The 17,998-nt window shown below is 68.7% G+C and carries 11 protein-coding genes; all 11 read right to left on the bottom strand.

The annotated features are described in order from the left end of the window. Positions 1 to 17 precede the first annotated feature (17 nt). The 11 genes from MJO58_RS12445 to argC all read right to left on the bottom strand — a co-directional run bounded on the left by MJO58_RS12445 (position 18) and on the right by argC (position 17,944). Positions 18 to 6,425: a type I polyketide synthase gene (locus tag MJO58_RS12445; protein ID WP_239722986.1), complete on the bottom strand. Its 6,408-nt coding sequence runs from the start codon at positions 6,423 to 6,425 to the stop codon at positions 18 to 20. A 36-nt stretch (positions 6,426 to 6,461) separates the two neighbouring features. Continuing rightward, on the bottom strand, positions 6,462 to 7,523 hold the full coding sequence (locus tag MJO58_RS12440) for a type III polyketide synthase (protein ID WP_239722985.1): 1,062 nt from the start codon (positions 7,521 to 7,523) through the stop codon (positions 6,462 to 6,464). 136 nt (positions 7,524 to 7,659) lie between these two features. Further along, entirely contained in the window at positions 7,660 to 9,195 is a 1,536-nt protein-coding gene (locus tag MJO58_RS12435) for a carboxylesterase/lipase family protein (protein WP_434086349.1), read from the bottom strand. A gap of 258 nt (positions 9,196 to 9,453) precedes the next feature. Continuing rightward, entirely contained in the window at positions 9,454 to 10,872 is a 1,419-nt protein-coding gene (argH, locus tag MJO58_RS12430) for an argininosuccinate lyase (RefSeq protein WP_090601743.1), read from the bottom strand. 82 nt (positions 10,873 to 10,954) lie between these two features. Then, positions 10,955 to 12,160 carry an argininosuccinate synthase gene (locus MJO58_RS12425; protein ID WP_090601742.1) on the bottom strand — a complete coding sequence of 402 codons (1,206 nt, stop codon included), beginning with the start codon at positions 12,158 to 12,160 and terminating at the stop codon, positions 10,955 to 10,957. 17 nt (positions 12,161 to 12,177) lie between these two features. After that, positions 12,178 to 12,672, bottom strand: coding sequence for an arginine repressor (locus tag MJO58_RS12420; RefSeq protein ID WP_239723254.1), 495 nt, complete (start codon positions 12,670 to 12,672; stop codon positions 12,178 to 12,180). Beyond that, on the bottom strand, positions 12,669 to 13,595 hold the full coding sequence (argF, locus tag MJO58_RS12415; RefSeq protein ID WP_239722983.1) for an ornithine carbamoyltransferase: 927 nt from the start codon (positions 13,593 to 13,595) through the stop codon (positions 12,669 to 12,671). Before argF ends, MJO58_RS12420 begins: the two co-directional genes overlap by 4 nt. Next, positions 13,592 to 14,776 carry an acetylornithine transaminase gene (locus MJO58_RS12410; RefSeq protein ID WP_259608759.1) on the bottom strand — a complete coding sequence of 395 codons (1,185 nt, stop codon included), beginning with the start codon at positions 14,774 to 14,776 and terminating at the stop codon, positions 13,592 to 13,594. The genes argF and MJO58_RS12410 overlap by 4 nt, the downstream gene beginning before the upstream one ends. Then, positions 14,773 to 15,669 carry an acetylglutamate kinase gene (gene argB / locus MJO58_RS12405; RefSeq protein ID WP_090601740.1) on the bottom strand — a complete coding sequence of 299 codons (897 nt, stop codon included), beginning with the start codon at positions 15,667 to 15,669 and terminating at the stop codon, positions 14,773 to 14,775. Before argB ends, MJO58_RS12410 begins: the two co-directional genes overlap by 4 nt. Beyond that, entirely contained in the window at positions 15,666 to 16,904 is a 1,239-nt protein-coding gene (gene argJ / locus MJO58_RS12400) for a bifunctional glutamate N-acetyltransferase/amino-acid acetyltransferase ArgJ (protein ID WP_239722982.1), read from the bottom strand. Before argJ ends, argB begins: the two co-directional genes overlap by 4 nt. Then, on the bottom strand, positions 16,901 to 17,944 hold the full coding sequence (argC, locus tag MJO58_RS12395; protein WP_239722981.1) for an N-acetyl-gamma-glutamyl-phosphate reductase: 1,044 nt from the start codon (positions 17,942 to 17,944) through the stop codon (positions 16,901 to 16,903). The genes argJ and argC overlap by 4 nt, the downstream gene beginning before the upstream one ends. Positions 17,945 to 17,998 lie beyond the last annotated feature (54 nt).

Here is a 17,998-nt window from a genome sequence, read left to right as displayed (position 1 = left end):
GGGCGCTCCTTGGCGTCTTACGAGCCGAGTTCTTCGTCGAGGATGGCGAACAGTTCGCTTTCGCTGGCACTGTGGATGTCCTCGTCGTCGGCTTCCTGCTGGTCGTGCGGATCCAGGTGGGCGCCGAGCGTGGTCAGCAATGTCTGGATGCGGGTGGTCAAGTGCGGCTTGTCTTCTGGCTGCCAATCGGGTTGGTTCAGCAGTGTTTGCAACTCGCGGGTGATGTCATTGAAGCGTGCGAAACGGGCCATCAGGTTGGGCTGCTCGGTGGAGTTCGCAACACCGGGAACCACCAGCCGGGTCTCGAGGTGTTCGGCCAGGACTATCGGCGTCGGGTAGTCGAAGATCAAGGTCGGCGAAAGGGTCAGTCCCGTCGCGGTTTTGAGCCGGTTACGCAGTTCGACGGCGGTCAGCGAGTCGAACCCGAGGTCTTGGAAGACGCTGCCCGCGTTGATGTCGCCGGCGTTGGGACGGCCCAGCACGGTGGCGGCGTTGCGGCTGACCAGGTCGACCAGTTCGCTGTGCCGCTGTTCTGGGGACAGGCCCTGCAGGCGAGCGACCAGGCTGGTCATCGAGGCGGCGGTGGTGTCGGTCTCGTCGATGACACGCCGGATGGGGCGGGCGACCAGCTGACTGAGCAGCGGGGGCAGTGTCGCGCCGTTGTCGGCCAACGCGCCGGGGTCGATGCGCGCGGCGACCATCACCGGGCGTTCGGCCAGCATCGCGGTATCGAACAGTCGCAGCGCCTGCTCGGTTGCCATGGGGGCGAGCCCAATACGGCTCATCCGCGCTTTGTCGCGCTCGTCGAGGTGTCGGGTCATGCCGCTGGCCTGTTCCCAGAGTCCCCAGGCGATCGACAATCCGGCCAGGCCGTGGGCACGCCGGTAGGTGGCAAGGCCGTCGAGGAAGCTGTTGGCCGCGGCATAGTTGCCCTGTCCCGGGGAGCCCACGATGCCGGCCATCGAGGAGAACATCACGAACGCCGACAAATCCATTTCGCGGGTGAGCTCGTGCAGGTTCCAGGCGCCGTCCACCTTGGCCCGCAGCACCGGGGCCATGCGTTGCGGCGTCAGCGACGCGATCAGCCCGTCATCGAGCACCCCGGCGGCGTGGAACACGCCCTTGAGCGGATACCGTGCCGGCAACCCGGCGATCAACGCCGCCAACGCCTCTCGATCGGCGACATCGCAGGCCACCACCGACACCTCGGCCCCGGCGGCTTTGAGCTGATCCACCAGCTGCGGCACGCCCTCGCCGTCGGCGCCGCGGCGGCTGATGAGCACCACGTGGGCCACGCCGTAACGGGCCACCAGGTGCGCGGCCACCGCCGACCCGGCCATCCCGGTGCCCCCGGTGATCAGCACGCAGCCGCCGGCCAGGCCGCCACCGGACCCCGTGAGGACCGGGTCACCGGGACCGTCCGGGATCGTCAGCACCACCTTGCCGATGTGGCGGGCCTGGCTGACGAACCGATACGCCGACGAGGCCGACCGCACATTAAACATCCTGACGGGCAACGGCTTCAGCACACCGGCGTCGAACATCGCCATCAGGTCGGACAGCATGGTCGCGGTGAGGTCCGGCCCGGCCTCGATCAGGTCGAACGCCCGGTACCTCACGCCCGGCGCCATCGACGCGGGGTCACGAAGATCGGTCTTGCCCATCTCGATGAACCGCCCGCCGCCGACCAGCAACCGCAGCGAGGCATCCAGAAACTCACCGGCCAGCGAGTTGAGCACCACATCGACCCCGGCCCCGCCGGTAGTCGCCAGGAACTTCTCCTCGAAATCCAGACTCCGGCTGTCGCCCATGTGATCGTCGTCAAAACCCATCGCCCGCAACGTATCCCACTTGCCACGACTGGCAGTCGCGAATACCTCCGCACCCCAGTGCCGGGCCAACTGCACGGCCGCCATCCCCACCCCGCCGGTAGCGGCATGCACCAACACCCGCTCGCCGGCCTTCAGCCCGGCCAGCACCGACAACCCGTACAGGGCGGTCAAGAACACCACCGGCACGCTCGCGGCCTGCGGCAGCGACCAGCCGGCCGGCACCCTCGTCACCAGCCGCGCATCCACAATCGCTTCGGATCCAACGACCCCCAACAAGCCCATCACGGTGTCGCCGACGCTGAGGCCCCGGACGCCGGGACCGGCCTCGACGATCACCCCGGAACCCTCGACGCCGAGCTCGCCACCGCCGGGATACATCCCCAACGCCACCAACACATCCCGGAAATTCACCCCGACCGCAGCCACCGCCACCCGCACCTGCCCGGCAGCCACCTCTGCGCGAGGCAGCGGGCGCACGACCAGATCCTCCAGGGTGCCGCCGCCACCCACGCTCATCCGCCACTGACCCGCCGGCAACGTCGACACCGACCGCGACGGGATCAGCCGCGCCGCGTGCGCGACGCCGGACCGCACCACCAATTGCGGTTCACCGCAAGCGATCACCTCGGCAATATCCAACGAACCGTCGTCCAACGATCCATCGCTATCGACCAGCACCACCCGGCCCGGCTGCTCAGCCTGCGCCGAACGCACCAACCCCCAGACCGCCGCACCCGCCAAATCCACCACGTCCTCGCCGGCCAGCCCCACCGCACCACGAGTCAGCACCACCAACTGCCCCGAATCGCTACCGGCCAACCACGACTGCAACACACCCAACGCTTCATGCGTGGCCGCATACACCGACTCCACCGTGGCGCCCGAGCGCGGCTCCCACACCCTCACGTCTTGTCCGCCAAAAGCGTTGGGCGGCACGGCAACCGGCGACCACGTCACCTCCAGCAAGCCGCCGCCGGACCGGGGTGCCGCGGCCACCGCCGTTAGCTGGGCCGCCGAGACCGGCCGGACCACCAGCTCCCGCACCGACAGGATCGGCAGGCCGGCTCCGTCGGCCAGGTCCACCGACACCGCGCTCACCCCGACCGGTGCGATCCGCACCCGCGCCCGGGACGCGCCGGCGGCGTGCAGACACACGCCCTGCCAGGAGAACGGCAGCATGGTCTCGGCCTGGTCGCCGACCACGCCCATCGCATGCAACGCGGCGTCGACCAGCACCGGATGGATTCCGAAACTGTCGACCCTCATCCCGGCGACCTCGGGGACGGCGACTTCGGCGAAGACCTCATTGCCGAGGCGCCACATGGCCTGCAGGCCTTGAAACGCGGGACCGTATTCGTAGCCTCGCCGGGTCAGGTGCTCGTACGCGTCGGCAACGTCCACGGCCGTCGCTCCCACCGGTGGCCATACCGACAAGTTCGCGGCCGGACTGTCCGCGCCCATGCTCAACGCGCCCTCGGCATGCAGTGCCCATTCCGAATCGGGCTCCATGCCAAGGGAATACACCGATACCGCCCGGCGGCCCGAGCTACCTGGAGGCCCGACCACGACCTGAATCTGGACGCCGTCGGACGCGGGCAGCAGCAGCGGTGCCGACAGTGTCAGCTCCTCGACCACCGAGCAGCCGACCTCGTCGCCGGCCCGCAACGCCAACTCCACGAACCCGGCGCCGGGGAACAACACCACCCCGGCCACCGCGTGATCGGCCAGCCACGGCTGCGCGGCCAGCGACAGTCGGCCGGTCAGCACCACGGCACCGGAGTCGGGCCGCTGCACCACCGCGCCCAGCAGGCCGTGCTCGGCTCCGGCCAATCCCAAGCCACCGAGATCGCCGCCACCAATCCCCATCGGGGGCAGCCAGAATCGTCGGCCCTGGAAGGCATACGTCGGCAACTCCACTTGGTGGGCGCCGGAGAAGACGGGACGCCAATCCACCGCCACACCCTCGGTATACGCCTGACCCGCGGACAACCAGAACCGGTCCAGCCCGCCGTCGTCGCGGCCCAGCGACGGAATGACGACGGCATCATCGGCGACGGTGCCCTCGATGCCCGCGGCCAGCACCGGATGCGGGCTCGATTCGATGAACACCCGGTAGCCGGCGTCGCTGGCCGTACGCACCGCCCGCGCGAATTGCACGGTCTGACGGATGCTGCGGTACCAGTAGTCGGCATTCAGCCCCGCGGTATCGAGGGGCTCACCGGTGACGGTGGAGAAGAAGGTGACCGCGCAGGATCGAGGTTCAATGCCGGTGAGGGCCTGGGCAAGGGACTCACGAATGGCGTCGACCTGCGCCGAATGCGAGGCATAGTCGACGTCGATCCGGCGGGCACGCACGCCGGCACCCTCACAACGGCGGATCAGCTCCTCGAGGGCGTGCACCTCTCCGGAGACGACGATCGCCGAAACACCATTGACCGCAGCGATATTCAAGCGATCACCGGAGGGCGCCAACAGCTCGCGCGCCTGGTCCTGGCCGCACGCCATTGAGACCATGCCCCCGGCCCCCGACAGTTGCACCAGCAGCCGGCTTCGCAGCGCCACCACCCGAGCCGCGTCCTCCAGCGACAACGCACCGGCCACGTAGGCCGCGGCGATCTCGCCCTGCGAGTGGCCGATGACCGCGTCGGGCTGCACACCCATCGAGCGCCATAATTCGGCCAGCGACACCATCATTGCCCACAGCACGGGCTGCACCACGTCGACCCGATCCAGCCCCGGGGCGCCCGCCGCGCCGCGGACCACATCGATCAGCGACCACTCGACGTACTCGCCGAGCGCCTTCTCACACCGGTTCAACTGCTCGGCGAATACCGGTGCGGTGTCGAGTAATTGGGCTCCCATGCCGACCCACTGCGAGCCTTGACCCGGAAACACGAACACCGTCTTGCCGACGGCCTGTGCGCGCCCCTGCACGACGTTGACGCCCGGCTCCCCCGCCGCCAGTCCGGCCAGCCCGGCCATCAGCTCGTCGCGAGTACCGACGACCACGGCCCGATGGTCGAACGCCGAGCGGGTCGACACTAGCGACCACCCGACGTCGGCAACACCGAGCCGCGGATCGGCCTGCACGTATGCCAGCAGTCGCCGCGCCTGGCCCGCCAGCGCTTCGGGCGACCGGGCCGACAACACCCACGGCGCCACCGGCATATCGCCATCAGCCGCAACGGTTTCCACCACCGGAGCCTGCTCCAGGATCACGTGCGCATTGGTGCCGCTGATCCCGAACGACGACACCGCCGCGCGGCGCGGCCGATCCAGCGGCGGCCACGACCGCTGCTCGGTCAGCAGCGATACCGCACCCGCCGACCAATCCACATGCGGCGTAGGCACATCCACGTGCAGCGTCTGGGGCATCACGCCGTGCCGCATCGCCTGCACCAGCTTGATCACCCCGGCCACTCCCGCCGCCGCCGACGTGTGGCCCATGTTGGACTTGATCGAGCCCAGCCACAACGGCCGATCAGCCGGACGATCCTGCCCGTAGGTTGCCAAGATCGCCTGGGCTTCGATGGGATCGCCCAATGTGGTGCCGGTCCCGTGGCCCTCCACCAAATCCACGTCCGCCGTGGCCAGCCGGGCATTCTCGAGCGCCGCCCGGATCACCCGCTGCTGCGCCGGCCCGTTGGGGGTCGCCAGCCCGTTGGACGCGCCGTCCTGATTCACCGCGGAACCGCGCACCACGGCCAGCACCCGGTGCCCCAGCCGCTGCGCGTCGGCCAGTCGCTCCACCACCAGCGCGCCGACACCCTCGGAGAAGCCGGTGCCGTCGGCCGCACCGGCATACGCCTTGCACCGACCGTCGGCGGACAGCGCCCGCTGGCGGCTGAACTCCACGAACATCGCCGGGGTGGCCATTACGGTCACGCCGCCGACCAGCGCCGCATCGCACTCGCCCGCGCGCAGTGAACGCGCGGCCAGGTGCAGCGCCACCAGCGACGACGAGCACGCCGTGTCCACCGACACCGCCGGGCCCTCCAGCCCCAGCGAATACGCGACCCGGCCCGACGCGACACTGAGAGTCGAACCGCGCAAGCCATACCGCTCCAGGTCTCCGGGGACGCGGCCCTGACCGCCATACGAACCGTGGAAGATACCGACGAATACGCCCGTCGCCGATCCTCTCAGCGTGATCGGGTCAATTCCGGCCCGCTCCAACGCCTCCCACGACACCTCGAGCAGTAAGCGTTGCTGAGGATCCATCGCCAGCGCTTCACTCGGCGCGATCCCGAAGAACGCGGCGTCGAAATCGGCGACGCCGGAAAGGAATCCACCGCAACGGTTGTACGATTTGCCGGTCGCGTCGGGGTCGGGATCGAACAGCTCGGCGAGATCCCAGCCGCGGTCGGCCGGGAAGTCGGTCACCACGTCGCGGCCCTCGGCGACCATCTCCCACAAGGCTTCCGGCGAGTCCACGGCACCCGGGTACCGGCAGGCCATCCCGACGATGGCCACCGGCTCGGTCGCTTCCTGGGTTAGCAAAGCCAGGTATTCACGGTTCTCCCGCTTCAGCCGCTCGTTTTCCTTCAGCGCCGCGCGCAGCGCCTTGACCAGCTCTTCAGGAGTGCTATTCATCGGGCTACGAGACGACGCGGGATCCATACGCAGGCATCAGTGCCAGCGCAGCAAGACGAGCTCCGAGCAGAAGCCGGGCCCCATCGCGAGCATCAGACCCGGGCTTGCGCTGGGCGGCTTCTTGGCGATGGTATCGCGCAGCACGTGCAGCACCGACGCCGACGAGAGGTTGCCGATCTCGCCGAGCGACCGCCAGGTGAGTTCCAGGGCGTCGGGCGGCAGGCTTAGTGCCGCGGTGATCGCCTCGATGACCTTCGGACCACCGGGGTGGCTGACAAAGGCACCGACGTCGGTCGGGGTCAGGCCGTGCGCCCCCAGGAAACCGGTGACGTCGTCTTCGATGTACTGCTCGACGACGGCCGCGACGTCCTTGGACAGCACCAGCTCGAAGCCCTCGGTGCCGACGTCGTAGCCCATGGTGCGCAGCGAGTCCGGGTAGAGGTGGCTGCGCGAATCCAGCACGTCCGGACCGCTGGCGCCGATCTCCGCCGCGCGGTCCTCGCCGACGGCGACCACGGATGCCGCGCCGTCAGCAAACAGGGCGCTGCCGACCAGACCGGCCAGCGAGGGCTTGTACCCCGGGTAGGTCAGCGAACAGAGCTCGACGGAGATCAGGGCGGCCACGCCATCCGGGTCGCCGCGCAGATAGTCGTTCAGCCGGGCCACGCCGGCCGCCCCGGCCACGCAGCCGAGGCCGAACAGCGGCACCCGCCGCACGTCGTCGCGCAGCCCGAGCCGTCCGGCGATCCGGGCGTCGATGGAGGGGATCGCGAGCCCGGTGACCGTCGTCGTGAACAGCACGTCGACGTCGCGCGGCTGCAGCCCCGCGTCGTCCAGCGCCCCGGCCAGCGCCTCGGTACCCAGCTCAACGGCATTGTCGATGTAGATCTGGTTCGCGACGCCGAAGTCGGTCAGCCGGGGATAGCGCTCCAGCGGGATGACCAGATGGCGGCTGTTGACCTTGGCGCTGGTGTGCAGCTGCCGGACGATGTCCTCGTAGTCCGCGAAGCCGGGAATGCTGAGGAAGAAGTCAGTGAGTTCTCGTTGGGAATAGCGATACGGCGGCAATGCACCGCATACGCCTGCGATGACGCTCATTGGTCCCACCCCTTGGTGACGAACATGCAGGTCGACGGGTTCAACCCTACGGCTTCGAGTTGCGAGTTTATTCCTCCCAAGCGAGCGGCGCCGCAATATGTGGCGACGCCGACATAGCCAAGATCACACCTGAGCACTAACGTATGCCGTCCCACAAAGCGCGTTCTGCGGCGCGCGGATCGGTGGCGATATGCGACGTGGTGTTGAAGCACATGGTCGTCCGCCGTGTCAGGTCGTACCGGGGCCACCCGCAGTCGCCCGTGCTGGCGAAGGACATCCAGGCGGCGTGCATGGTGTCGGCGAGAAGCTGCGGGGGTTCGGGCCCCAGCAGCGGCTCGGACTGCTTACCGAGGATGTCGAACACGAATGCGACTTCGAGTGCGTGGCATGCACCCAGGAGTCCGTCGAATGCCGTTGATGGCCAACCGAATTCGTACATGTAAGTGGCCGCACCAGGCCCGACGTGGGCGTCGGCGAGGCGGATGGCCGGGATGCGGCACCACCAGTCGGTCTGTACCGCCGCGAGCAGGTCACCCGGGCTCGCCTCGGGATACCGGGCCCAATAGGCGGCAAGGGCGGTGTCGACGGGAAGCCCGTAGGCCGCCAGCGACATCGAACCGAAGACCGACACCGGTCCGGTCAGGATTTGTTCGGTGATTTGCCCGATCAGGCCGCTGACCACCAGGAACAGTCGCCATTCCTCGGTGTTGCTACCGACCAGCAGGTCAACATGGGCGGCGCTGCCGGCAGCGATCCGGGCAAGCGGGCGATCCGGGATTACGTCGCCATCGACGACGGGCTGCCATAGCAGGGTGCTGGCCACCGTTTCGGCGCCCCAACGCTCGGGGTCGGGCTGTGCGAGAAGGTCGGCCTTCAGCTCAGCCTGGGCGGAAAGGAATCGGTCGGTGGCCACCGCGGCGACGGCTTCATGGGTAGCCGCCACTCCGAGCTTTTCGGCGAAGTAGCGGCCAATCCGCAAGGCGGTCGTGGCCGGAGTGGCCTGGTGAGCAGCTCCGCTCTGGGCGATGGCACGCCGGAACAGACCGTCGGCGCCGGGCATGCCGAGCAGCGTGCCGACACTCATCGCCCCGGCTGATTCTCCGAAGACGGTGACATTGTCCGGGGATCCGCCGAAGGCAGCGATGTTCTGCTGTACCCAGCGCAGGGCCGCGATCTCGTCAAGTAGGCCCAGGTTAGCGGTGCCGTCATCGAGATAGAGAAAGCCCTCCGCCCCGACGCGGTAGTTGATGGTCACGCAGACCACCCCGTCGCGGGCAAAGCGGCTGCCGTCGTACGAGGCGCCCGAACCGAACTCGAACATTCCCCCCGGAATCCACACCATGACCGGCAGCGCCGCCGATCCCAACTCCGGAGTCCAGATGTTGAGGTTCAGGCAGTCCTCACCTGAGACGGCGGGATCGGGTAGCAGCGCGGCCCAGTGCGGATTGTCGGGTTTGAGCTGCGGCACCTCCGCGCCGAACGCGGTGGCCTCACGCACCCCGCTCCACGAGTCGGGTCGCCGGGGAGGGTTGAGCCGGTCGGCGCCGAACGGTGGCGCCGCATAGGGCACCCCGAGGAATGCGTACACGCCATCAACGACCCGCCCGTGGACCCGGCCATCCCGCGTGTCGACAATGGGTCTTATTGAGTTCACACCCTCGCCCTGTGCCACCCGGCCGTCATCGGTTCGCGCAAGCCTTACTTCTTGGTGAATCGGACGCTGATGTAGGTGGCGAGCACCACCATGACGGCGAAGACGAACGCGATCAGCACCGCAGCCACTGGCCAACCCATGATTCCTCCTGGCATTCCGATGGCGAATTTGATCCGTGTCCAGCCTCTCCGCGCGGCCCGCAGTTCCACAGGGCCTTTGGTCATCGCAACCGGGGCTGAACGTATCCCTCGTGCGCCAGGCAGGAGCCGGCGTGAGTCATCTTTCGATCGCCAGCCGCGACCGAAGCTCCGCACAGCTTTCGAGGACATCGCGCAGTTGGGCGGCGACGCGGTCGGGCGCGGTGCCCCCCCGGCCGTCGCGGGAGGACACCGAGCCCTCGACGGTCAGCACCGCACGGACGTCGGGCTTCAGGGTCGGGCTGATGGCCGCCAGTTCGTCGTCGGTCAGCTCCTCGAGGCCGACGCCGCGGCCTTCGGCGGTCCGTACGGCCGCGCCCGCGGCCTCGTGCGCGGACCGAAACGGCACTCCCTGCCGCACGAGCCACTCCGCGATATCGGTGGCCAGGGTGTAGCCGGCCGGGGCCAGCGCCGCCATCCGCTCGACGTGGAACGTCAAGCTGCCCACCAGCCCGGCCATCGCCGGCAACAGCAGCTCCAGCTGAGCCACCGAATCGAACACCGGTTCCTTGTCTTCCTGCAGGTCACGGTTGTAGGCCAGCGGCTGCGCCTTCAGCGTCGCCAGCAGCCCGGCCAGGTTCCCGATCAGCCGTCCCGACTTGCCGCGGGCCAGCTCGGCGATGTCGGGGTTTTTCTTCTGCGGCATGATCGAGCTGCCGGTCGACCAGGAGTCGTGCAGCGTGACGTAGCCGAACTCGGTCGAGCTCCAGATGATGATGTCCTCGGCGAGCCGCGACAGATCGACGCCGATCATCGCGAAGACGAACGCCGCCTCGGCGGCAAAGTCGCGGGCGGCCGTCGCGTCGACGGAATTGGCGGCGGCGGTGGCGAATCCCAGGTCCGCGGCGATCGCGTCCGGATCCAAGCCCAGCGACGAACCGGCCAGCGCCCCCGAGCCATATGGGGACACCGCCGCGCGTTTGTCGAAGTCGGCGAGGCGGTCCACATCGCGCAGCAACGGATGCGCGTGCGCGAGCAGATGGTGGGCCAGCAGGATCGGCTGGGCGGACTGCATGTGCGTCTTGCCGGGCATGATCGCCGTCGGGTGGGCGTCGGCCTGCGCGGCCAGCGCGGCGACGACGTCCAGTGCCCCGGCGGCGACCCGGCGGATCGCGTCGCGCAGCCACATCCGGAACAGCGTGGCCACCTGGTCGTTGCGGGACCGCCCGGCCCGCAGCCGGCCGCCCAGCTCGGGGCCGACCCGGTCGATCAGTCCACGCTCCAGCGCGCCGTGCACGTCCTCGTCGGTGACCAGCGGGCCGAAACTGCCGTCGGCGATGTCCTGCGCCAGACTGTCCAGCCCGACCAGCAACCCGTCGCGTTGTTCCTCAGTGAGCAGCCCGGCCCGGAACAACACGATGGTGTGCGCCCGCGACGCGGTGACGTCGTAGGGCGCCAGCACCCAGTCGAAATGCGTCGACTTACTCAGCGCGACCAGCGCGTCGGACGGGCCGTCGGCGAAGCGACCGCCCCACAGTGCTCCCTCGTTGGTGCTCACCGGGCCCTCACTTCGCCCGCACGCCGCCGCGAGTGTGAACCCTGCGACGGTTTGACGGCGTGTCTCGTCGCGAAATTCACACTCACGCCTCGCTGGCCAGGTCCCGGCGGGCCGACAGCTTGGACGACAACCCGTGCACGTAGACGAAGCCCTTGGCCGCCGACTGGTCGAAGCTGTCGCCCTCGTCGTAGGTGGCCAGGTTGAAGTCGTAGAGCGATTCCGAGCTGCGGCGGCCGTTGACGGCGATGTGCCCGCCGTGCAACACCATTCGGATTTCGCCAGAAACGTGCTCTTGGGTCTTGGCAACGAAACTCTCCAGCGCGATCTTCAGCGGCGAGAACCACAGCCCGTCGTAGACAAGCTCGGCCCAGCGCTGGTCGGTGGTCCGCTTGAACCGGCCCAGCTCGCGCTCGAGGGTGACATGTTCGAGTTCGGCGTGCGCGGTGATCAACACCATCGCGCCGGGCGCCTCGTAGATCTCGCGGCTCTTGATGCCCACCAGGCGGTCTTCGACGACGTCCAGGCGCCCGACCCCTTGGGCGCCGGCCCGCCGGTTGAGCTCCACGATCGCCTCGAGCACCGACACCGGTTTGCCGTCGATGGACACCGGGACGCCCCGCTCGAAGCCGACGATCACCTCGTCGGGTGTGCTCCAGTTGAGGGTCGGGTCCTCGGTGTAGTCGTAGACATCCTTGGTGGGCGCGTTCCAAAGGTGTTCTAGGAAGCCGGTTTCCACCGCGCGACCCCACACGTTCTGGTCGATCGAGAATGGCGAGCGCTTGGTGACGTTGATCGGGATCGCGTTCTCCTCGGCGAACGCGATCGCCTTCTCCCGCGTCCACGCATAGTCACGCACCGGCGCGAGTACCTCCAAATCCGGTGCCAGCGAACCGAATCCGACCTCGAACCGGACCTGGTCGTTGCCCTTGCCGGTGCAGCCGTGCGCGACGATGCCGCCGCCGTATTTGCGGGCCGCCGCGACCAGATGCTTGACGATCAGCGGCCGGCTGATCGCGGACACCAGCGGGTAGCGGTCCATGTAGAGCGCGTTGTTCAGCACCGTCGGCAGGCAGTAGCCCTCGGCGAACTCGTCGCGGGCATCGACGACGACCGCTTCGACCGCACCGCAGTCCAGCGCCCGCTGGCGCACGAGCTCCATGTCCTCGCCGCCCTGGCCGAGGTCGATCGCGACCGCTACGACCTCACGGCCGGTCTCCTTGCCTATCCAGCTGATCGCCACCGAGGTGTCCAGACCGCCGGAATACGCCAGGATGACGCGCTCTGACATGAATCAATCTCCTAGGTTTACTTGAGCTGTTCTAAAGTTCGGGCCAGCTCGGCGCCGGTCATCGGCTCCCGCGCGGCCACGAACAGAGTGTCGTCCCCGGCGATGGTGCCGACGACGTACGGTAACGCCGCGCGATCGATTGCGCTGGCCAAATAGTCAGCTGCGCCCGGCGGAGTGCGCAGCACCGCGAGGTTCGCGCTGGCATCGGTGGACACCAGCAGCTCGCTCAGCAGTCGCGACAAGCGCGCGGTGCCGCCGGAGACGCCGCGTACCGGGCTGCCGTCCTCCGGCACGACGTAGACCCCGACGCCGCCGTCGGCGCCGCGCAGCTTCACCGCGCCGAGCTCTTCGAGATCGCGCGACAGGGTGGCCTGGGTGACATCGATGCCCTCGTCGGCCAGCAGCGCGGCGAGTTCGCTTTGGCTGCGCACCGGCGCCGACGAGAGGATCGCCACGATGCGAGCCTGACGCCCGGCCCGGGTGATGTCGGCGGTGGCCTTGCTGCGCGTCATCGCGACCGCTCCAGCAGCCACACCAGCAGCGCCTTCTGGGCATGCAGCCGATTCTCGGCCTCGTCGAAGACCACGCTGGCCGGCCCGTCCATCACCTCGTCGGTGATCTCGTCGCCGCGGTGAGCCGGAAGGCAGTGCAGCACAATGGCTTCCGGTTTCGCCAGCCCCAGCAAGCGTGCGTTGATCTGGAACGGCCGAAACGGTTTGACCCGGTCCAGCCCGTCGGCCTCCTGTCCCATCGACGTCCAGGTGTCGGTCACCAACACGTCGGCGCCCGCGGCGGCCGCGTCGGCGTCGGCGGTCACACTGACCGAAGCGCCGGTCGCCGCGGCGCGCTGCTCGGCGGCGGCCAGCACGGCCGGGTCCGGCGTGAAGCCCTCCGGCGCCGCGATCGTCACGTGCATTCCGGCGGTGACCGAGCCGAGCATCAGGGAATGCGCCATGTTGTTGGCGCCGTCGCCGAAGTAGGACAGCGACAACCCGCGCAGCGACCCCTTGTGCTCGGCGATGGTCTGCAGGTCGGCCAGCACCTGGCAGGGGTGGAACTCGTCGGACAACGCGTTGACCACCGGCACCGTCGCGGTCGAGGCCATCGCCTCCAGCCGCTCCTGACCGAAGGTCCGCCACACGATCGCGTCGACGTAGCGGGACAGCACCCGCGCAGTGTCCTGCAGCGTCTCGTCGCGGCCCAACTGTGTGCTGCTGCTGTCGACGACGACGGGGTGTCCGCCCAGCTGCGCGATACCCACCTCGAAGGAGAAGCGGGTCCGGGTGGAGTTCTTGTCGAACAACACCGCGACCCCGCGCGGCCCGTCCAGCGGGCGACGGCTGAACGGGTTCTTCTTCAGCTCGGCGGCCAGCTCGAGGACCTCGGCCTGTTCGGCCGGGGACAGGTCGTCGTCGCGCAGGAAGTGCCGGGTCATGCCGCGGCCTTGTCGAGGATCGCGGGCAGCGCGGTGAGGAAGCTGTCGATCTGGGCGTCGGTGATCACCAGCGGCGGCGCCAACCGGATGACGTTGGCTCCGGTGGCATTGACCAGGAATCCGGCCTCACGCGCGGCGGCCTCGACGTCCTTGGCCCGTGGCTCGGTCAGCACCACGCCGCACAACAGCCCGCGGCCGCGGGTGTGCTCGATCAGCGGGTGGCCCAGCGCTTCGATGCCCTGGCGCAGCGACTTGCCCAATATCTCGGCGCGCCGGATCAGGTCGTCGTCGAGGAGTACTCGCAGCACCGCGCGTGCGGCGGCGGTGCACACCGGGTTGCCGCCGAACGTGCTGCCGTGCAGGCCGGGTGTCAACAGGTCGGCAGCGGGCCCGATGGCCAGCACCGCTCCGATCGGCAGTCCGCCGCCGAGTCCCTTGGCCAGCGTCACCACATCGGGAGTGATGCCGTCGTGCTGGTGGGCGAAAAAGGCTCCGGTGCGCCCGATTCCGGTCTGCACCTCGTCGAGCACCAGCAGGGCGCCGTGTCGCGCCGTGATCTCGCGGGCCGCGGCCAGGTAGCCCGGGGGCGGGACGACGACACCGCTCTCCCCCATGATCGGCTCCAGGAATACCGCCGCGGTCTGGTCGTCGACGGCGGCCGCCAGCGCATCGGCGTCGCCGTAGGGGACATGCGTGATGTCGCCGGGCAACGGCTCGAACGGCGCCTGCTTGGCCGGCTGGCCGGTCAGCGCCAACGAGCCCATCGTTCGGCCGTGGAAACCCTCTTGCGCCGCAACCAATTTCGTACGGCCGGTCAGCCGGGACATCTTGAACGCCATCTCGTTGGCCTCGGTGCCCGAGTTGCAGAAGAAGACCCGGGTCACGGCGTCGGTGCCCAACAGGGCCACCAGTTCCTCGGCCAGCGCGACACCGGGTTCGGTAACGTACAGGTTCGACGTGTGCCCCAGCGTCGACAGCTGTTGTGTGACAGCCTCAACGACGGCCGGGTGGCCGTGGCCGAGCACGTTGACCGCGATGCCGGCGAGCAGGTCCAGGTAGCTCTTGCCGTCCACGTCGGTGACCACCGCGCCCGCACCGCTGGCCAGCGCGATCGGCGGGGTGCCGTAGTTGTTCATCATCACGGCTTCCCACCGCTGCCGCATGGTGTCGGTCTGACTCACGTCGGCACCACCTTGGTGCCGGTCCCGGCGTGGGTGAACAGCTCGACCAGCACACAGTGCTTGACCCTGCCGTCGATGACATGTGCGCTGGGCACGCCCGCGGTGACGGCCCGCAGACACGCTTCTACCTTCGGGATCATGCCCGCCTCCAAAGTGGGTAGCAGTTGCGCCAATGTGGCGGTGTCGATTTCGCTGACCAGCGAATCGCGATCCGGCCAGCTGGTGTACAGGCCCTCGACATCGGTGAGCATCAACAGCTTTTCGGCGCCCAGCGCCTCGGCCAGCGCGGCCGCGGCGGTATCGGCGTTGATGTTGTGCACCACGCCCTCGGCGTCGGGCGCAAGCGTCGAGACCACCGGAATACGCCGCGCCGCAATCAGATCCAACACTGCGGCGGTGTTGACCTTGTCGACGTCGCCGACCAGGCCGATGTCGGTGACCACACCGTCGACGGTGACGCTGCGCCGCACCGCGGTGAACAGCTGAGCGTCCTCACCGGTGATGCCGACGGCGTACGGACCGTAGGCGTTGATCAGGTTGACCAGTTCGCGGCCCACCTGTCCGAACAGCACCATCCGCGCGACGTCGAGCACTTCCGGTGTGGTGACCCGGAATCCGCCCTTAAAGCCACCCTTGTCGATGCCGAGGCGGCGCAGCATCGCGGTGATCTGCGGGCCACCGCCGTGCACGACGACGGGATGGATTCCGCAGTTGCGCAGGAATGCCATGTCGGCGGCGAAGGCCTGCCGCAGCGTCTCGTCGGTCATCGCGTTGCCGCCGTATTTGACCACGACGATCTTGCCGTGCAACTGGATGAGCCAGGGCAGCGCTTCGGCGAGCACTTGTGCTTTGACGTGAGTGGACAGTTCGTCGGTGTTGATGTTCGTCGTCATGTGCTGTAGGCCGAGTTCTCTTCGACATAGGCATGCGACAGGTCAGTGGTGCGGATCGACGCGGTGCCGTCGCCCAGGCCGAGGTCCACGGTGACGTCGATGTCGGTCCCGGACAGGTCCACGTCGCGCGAGCCCGGAGCCCCGGTCCCGTTGATGCAGACGGTAAACCCGTTGAACGACACGGTAATTCGATCGGGATCAACGAAGACCCCGGGCGCCAGGCCGACGGCGGCCACCACCCGGCCCCAGTTGGGGTCCGAGCCGAACATCGCCGTCTTGACCAGGCTGTCGCGGGCGACAGCGCGGGCGGCCGTCACAGCGTCGGCCTCGGAGGAAGCGCCGATCACCGTCACGGTGACACGCTTGGTCACCCCCTCGGCGTCGGATTGCAACTGAAGACACAGGTCGTCGCAGACCTGCCGCACGGCGTCGTCGAGCTCGGCCTGAGACGGCGTGATTCCACTGGCGCCGGAGGCCAGCAGCAGCACGGTGTCGTTGGTGGAGCAGCAGCCGTCGATGTCGAGCCGATCGAAGGTGCGCGCGGTCGCGACGCGCAACGCGTGGTCGAGTGCCGCGGAGTCGGCGACCGCGTCGGTGGTCAGGACACACAGCATGGTGGCCAGCGACGGCGCGAGCATGCCCGCGCCCTTAGCCATCCCGCCGACCGTCCAGTTGCTTTGATGATGCAGCGCAACCTTTTTCGGCACCGTGTCGGTGGTCATGATCGCCTGGGCGGCCTCGTCGCCACCACTGAGCCCGCCGTGCATCTCGTGCACGATGTGCGTGACGCCGTCGAGCACCTTGTCCATCGGCAGCCGGTCGCCGATCAACCCGGTGGAGCACACCGCGATCTCGACGGCCCCGGTCTCGGTTCCCCAGTCCGACAACGCGCTCGCAACCGCCTCCGCGGTGGCGTGAGTGTCCTGGAATCCGCCGGGCCCGGTGCAGGCGTTGGCACCGCCGGAGTTGAGGATCACCGCGCGCAGCCGACCGGTGGTGAGCACCTGCTGGGTCCACAGCACCGGCGCGGCCTTGACCTGGTTGCGGGTGACCACCCCGGCGGCCGCATAGTCGGGTCCTTCGTTGAACACCAGCGCGAGGTCACGGGCGCCGGAGGCCTTGATCCCGGCCGCGATTCCGGCCGCCCGAAAGCCGGCGGCCGCGGTGACGCCCTGGGTGCGCACCAACCGCGCAGCGGACCACTCGGCGGGCTCGTCGGCAGTGACGCCGGTCATGGCGCCACCCCGACCACCGAAAGTCCTTCAGTCTCCGGCCAACCCAGCGCCAGGTTCATCGACTGCACGGCGGCACCGCCGGTCCCCTTGACCAGATTGTCGATCGCGGCGATCGCGACGAGCGTCTCGGCGTCCTCGTCGACCGCGACGGCGACGTGCGCGGCGTTGCTGCCGATCACCGAGCCGGTGCGGGGCAGTTGCCCCTCGGGCATCAGGTAGATGAAAGGCTCGGCGTCGTAAGCCTTTTCGTATGCCGCCCGTACTTGCGACAGCGGCGCCTTGGTGCGCGCGGTGCAGGTGGCCAGGATGCCGCGGGACGTCGGGATCAGCACCGGGGTGAACGACACCGTGACGTCGCGATCGGTGACGGCCCGCAACCCCTGGGCGATCTCGGGCGTGTGCCGGTGGGCACCGGCGATGTTGTAGGCCCGCGCCGATCCCATGACCTCGGAGCCGAGCAGGTCGGGTTTGGCAGCGCGGCCGGCTCCGGAGGTGCCGCTGACCGCGACCACGGTGACGGCCGGTTCGACCAGGTCCTCGGCCACCGCGGGCAGTAATGCCAGCAGCGCCGCGGTCGGATAGCAACCCGGCACCGCGACGCGGCGCGTACCGCGCAGCCGCTCCCGGGCACCGGGCAACTCCGGCAGGCCGTAGGGCCAACTGCCGGCATGCGGGGATCCGTAAAACCGTTCCCACGCGGCCGGATCGGTGAGCCGGAAGTCCGCGCCGCAGTCGATGACCAGGGCCTCGGGGCCGAGCTGTTCGGCCAGCGGCGCCGAATGTCCATGCGGCAAGCCCAGGAAGACCACGTCGTGTCCGCGCAGCACGTCGAGCTCGGTGGGCTCGATCACGCGTCGGGCCAGCGGTGTCAGATGCGGGTGGTGCTCGCCGAGCGAGCTGCCGGCGCTCGCCGCGGCGGTCACCGAGCCGATCGTCAGCCGGCCGTCGGCGTAGGCCGGGTGCCCGAGCAGCAGGCGCAGAATCTCCCCACCGGCATAACCGCTGGCACCGGCAACCGCCACCCGTATCACGTCGGCCATTTCGCCAATTCTGCATGGTTATGCGATTCATTGCAAATTCATACCAGTCCCATT

It is taken from the genome of Mycobacterium lentiflavum (assembly GCF_022374895.2).
GTDB classification, from domain to species: domain Bacteria; phylum Actinomycetota; class Actinomycetes; order Mycobacteriales; family Mycobacteriaceae; genus Mycobacterium; species Mycobacterium lentiflavum.
This window is presented reverse-complemented; position numbering and strand designations above follow the sequence as displayed.

Excerpts from the sequence above, each read along its gene's own strand:
- MJO58_RS12445 (WP_239722986.1), bottom strand. The coding sequence starts at position 6,425 with ATGAATAGCACTCCTGAAGAGCTGGTCAAGGCGCTGCGCGCGGCGCTG.
- MJO58_RS12440 (WP_239722985.1), bottom strand. The coding sequence starts at position 7,523 with ATGAGCGTCATCGCAGGCGTATGCGGTGCATTGCCGCCGTATCGCTAT.
- MJO58_RS12425 (WP_090601742.1), bottom strand. The coding sequence starts at position 12,160 with ATGTCAGAGCGCGTCATCCTGGCGTATTCCGGCGGTCTGGACACCTCG.
- MJO58_RS12420 (WP_239723254.1), bottom strand. The coding sequence starts at position 12,672 with ATGACGCGCAGCAAGGCCACCGCCGACATCACCCGGGCCGGGCGTCAG.
- argF (WP_239722983.1), bottom strand. The coding sequence starts at position 13,595 with ATGACCCGGCACTTCCTGCGCGACGACGACCTGTCCCCGGCCGAACAG.
- argB (WP_090601740.1), bottom strand. The coding sequence starts at position 15,669 with ATGACGACGAACATCAACACCGACGAACTGTCCACTCACGTCAAAGCA.
- argJ (WP_239722982.1), bottom strand. The coding sequence starts at position 16,904 with ATGACCGGCGTCACTGCCGACGAGCCCGCCGAGTGGTCCGCTGCGCGG.
- argC (WP_239722981.1), bottom strand. The coding sequence starts at position 17,944 with ATGGCCGACGTGATACGGGTGGCGGTTGCCGGTGCCAGCGGTTATGCC.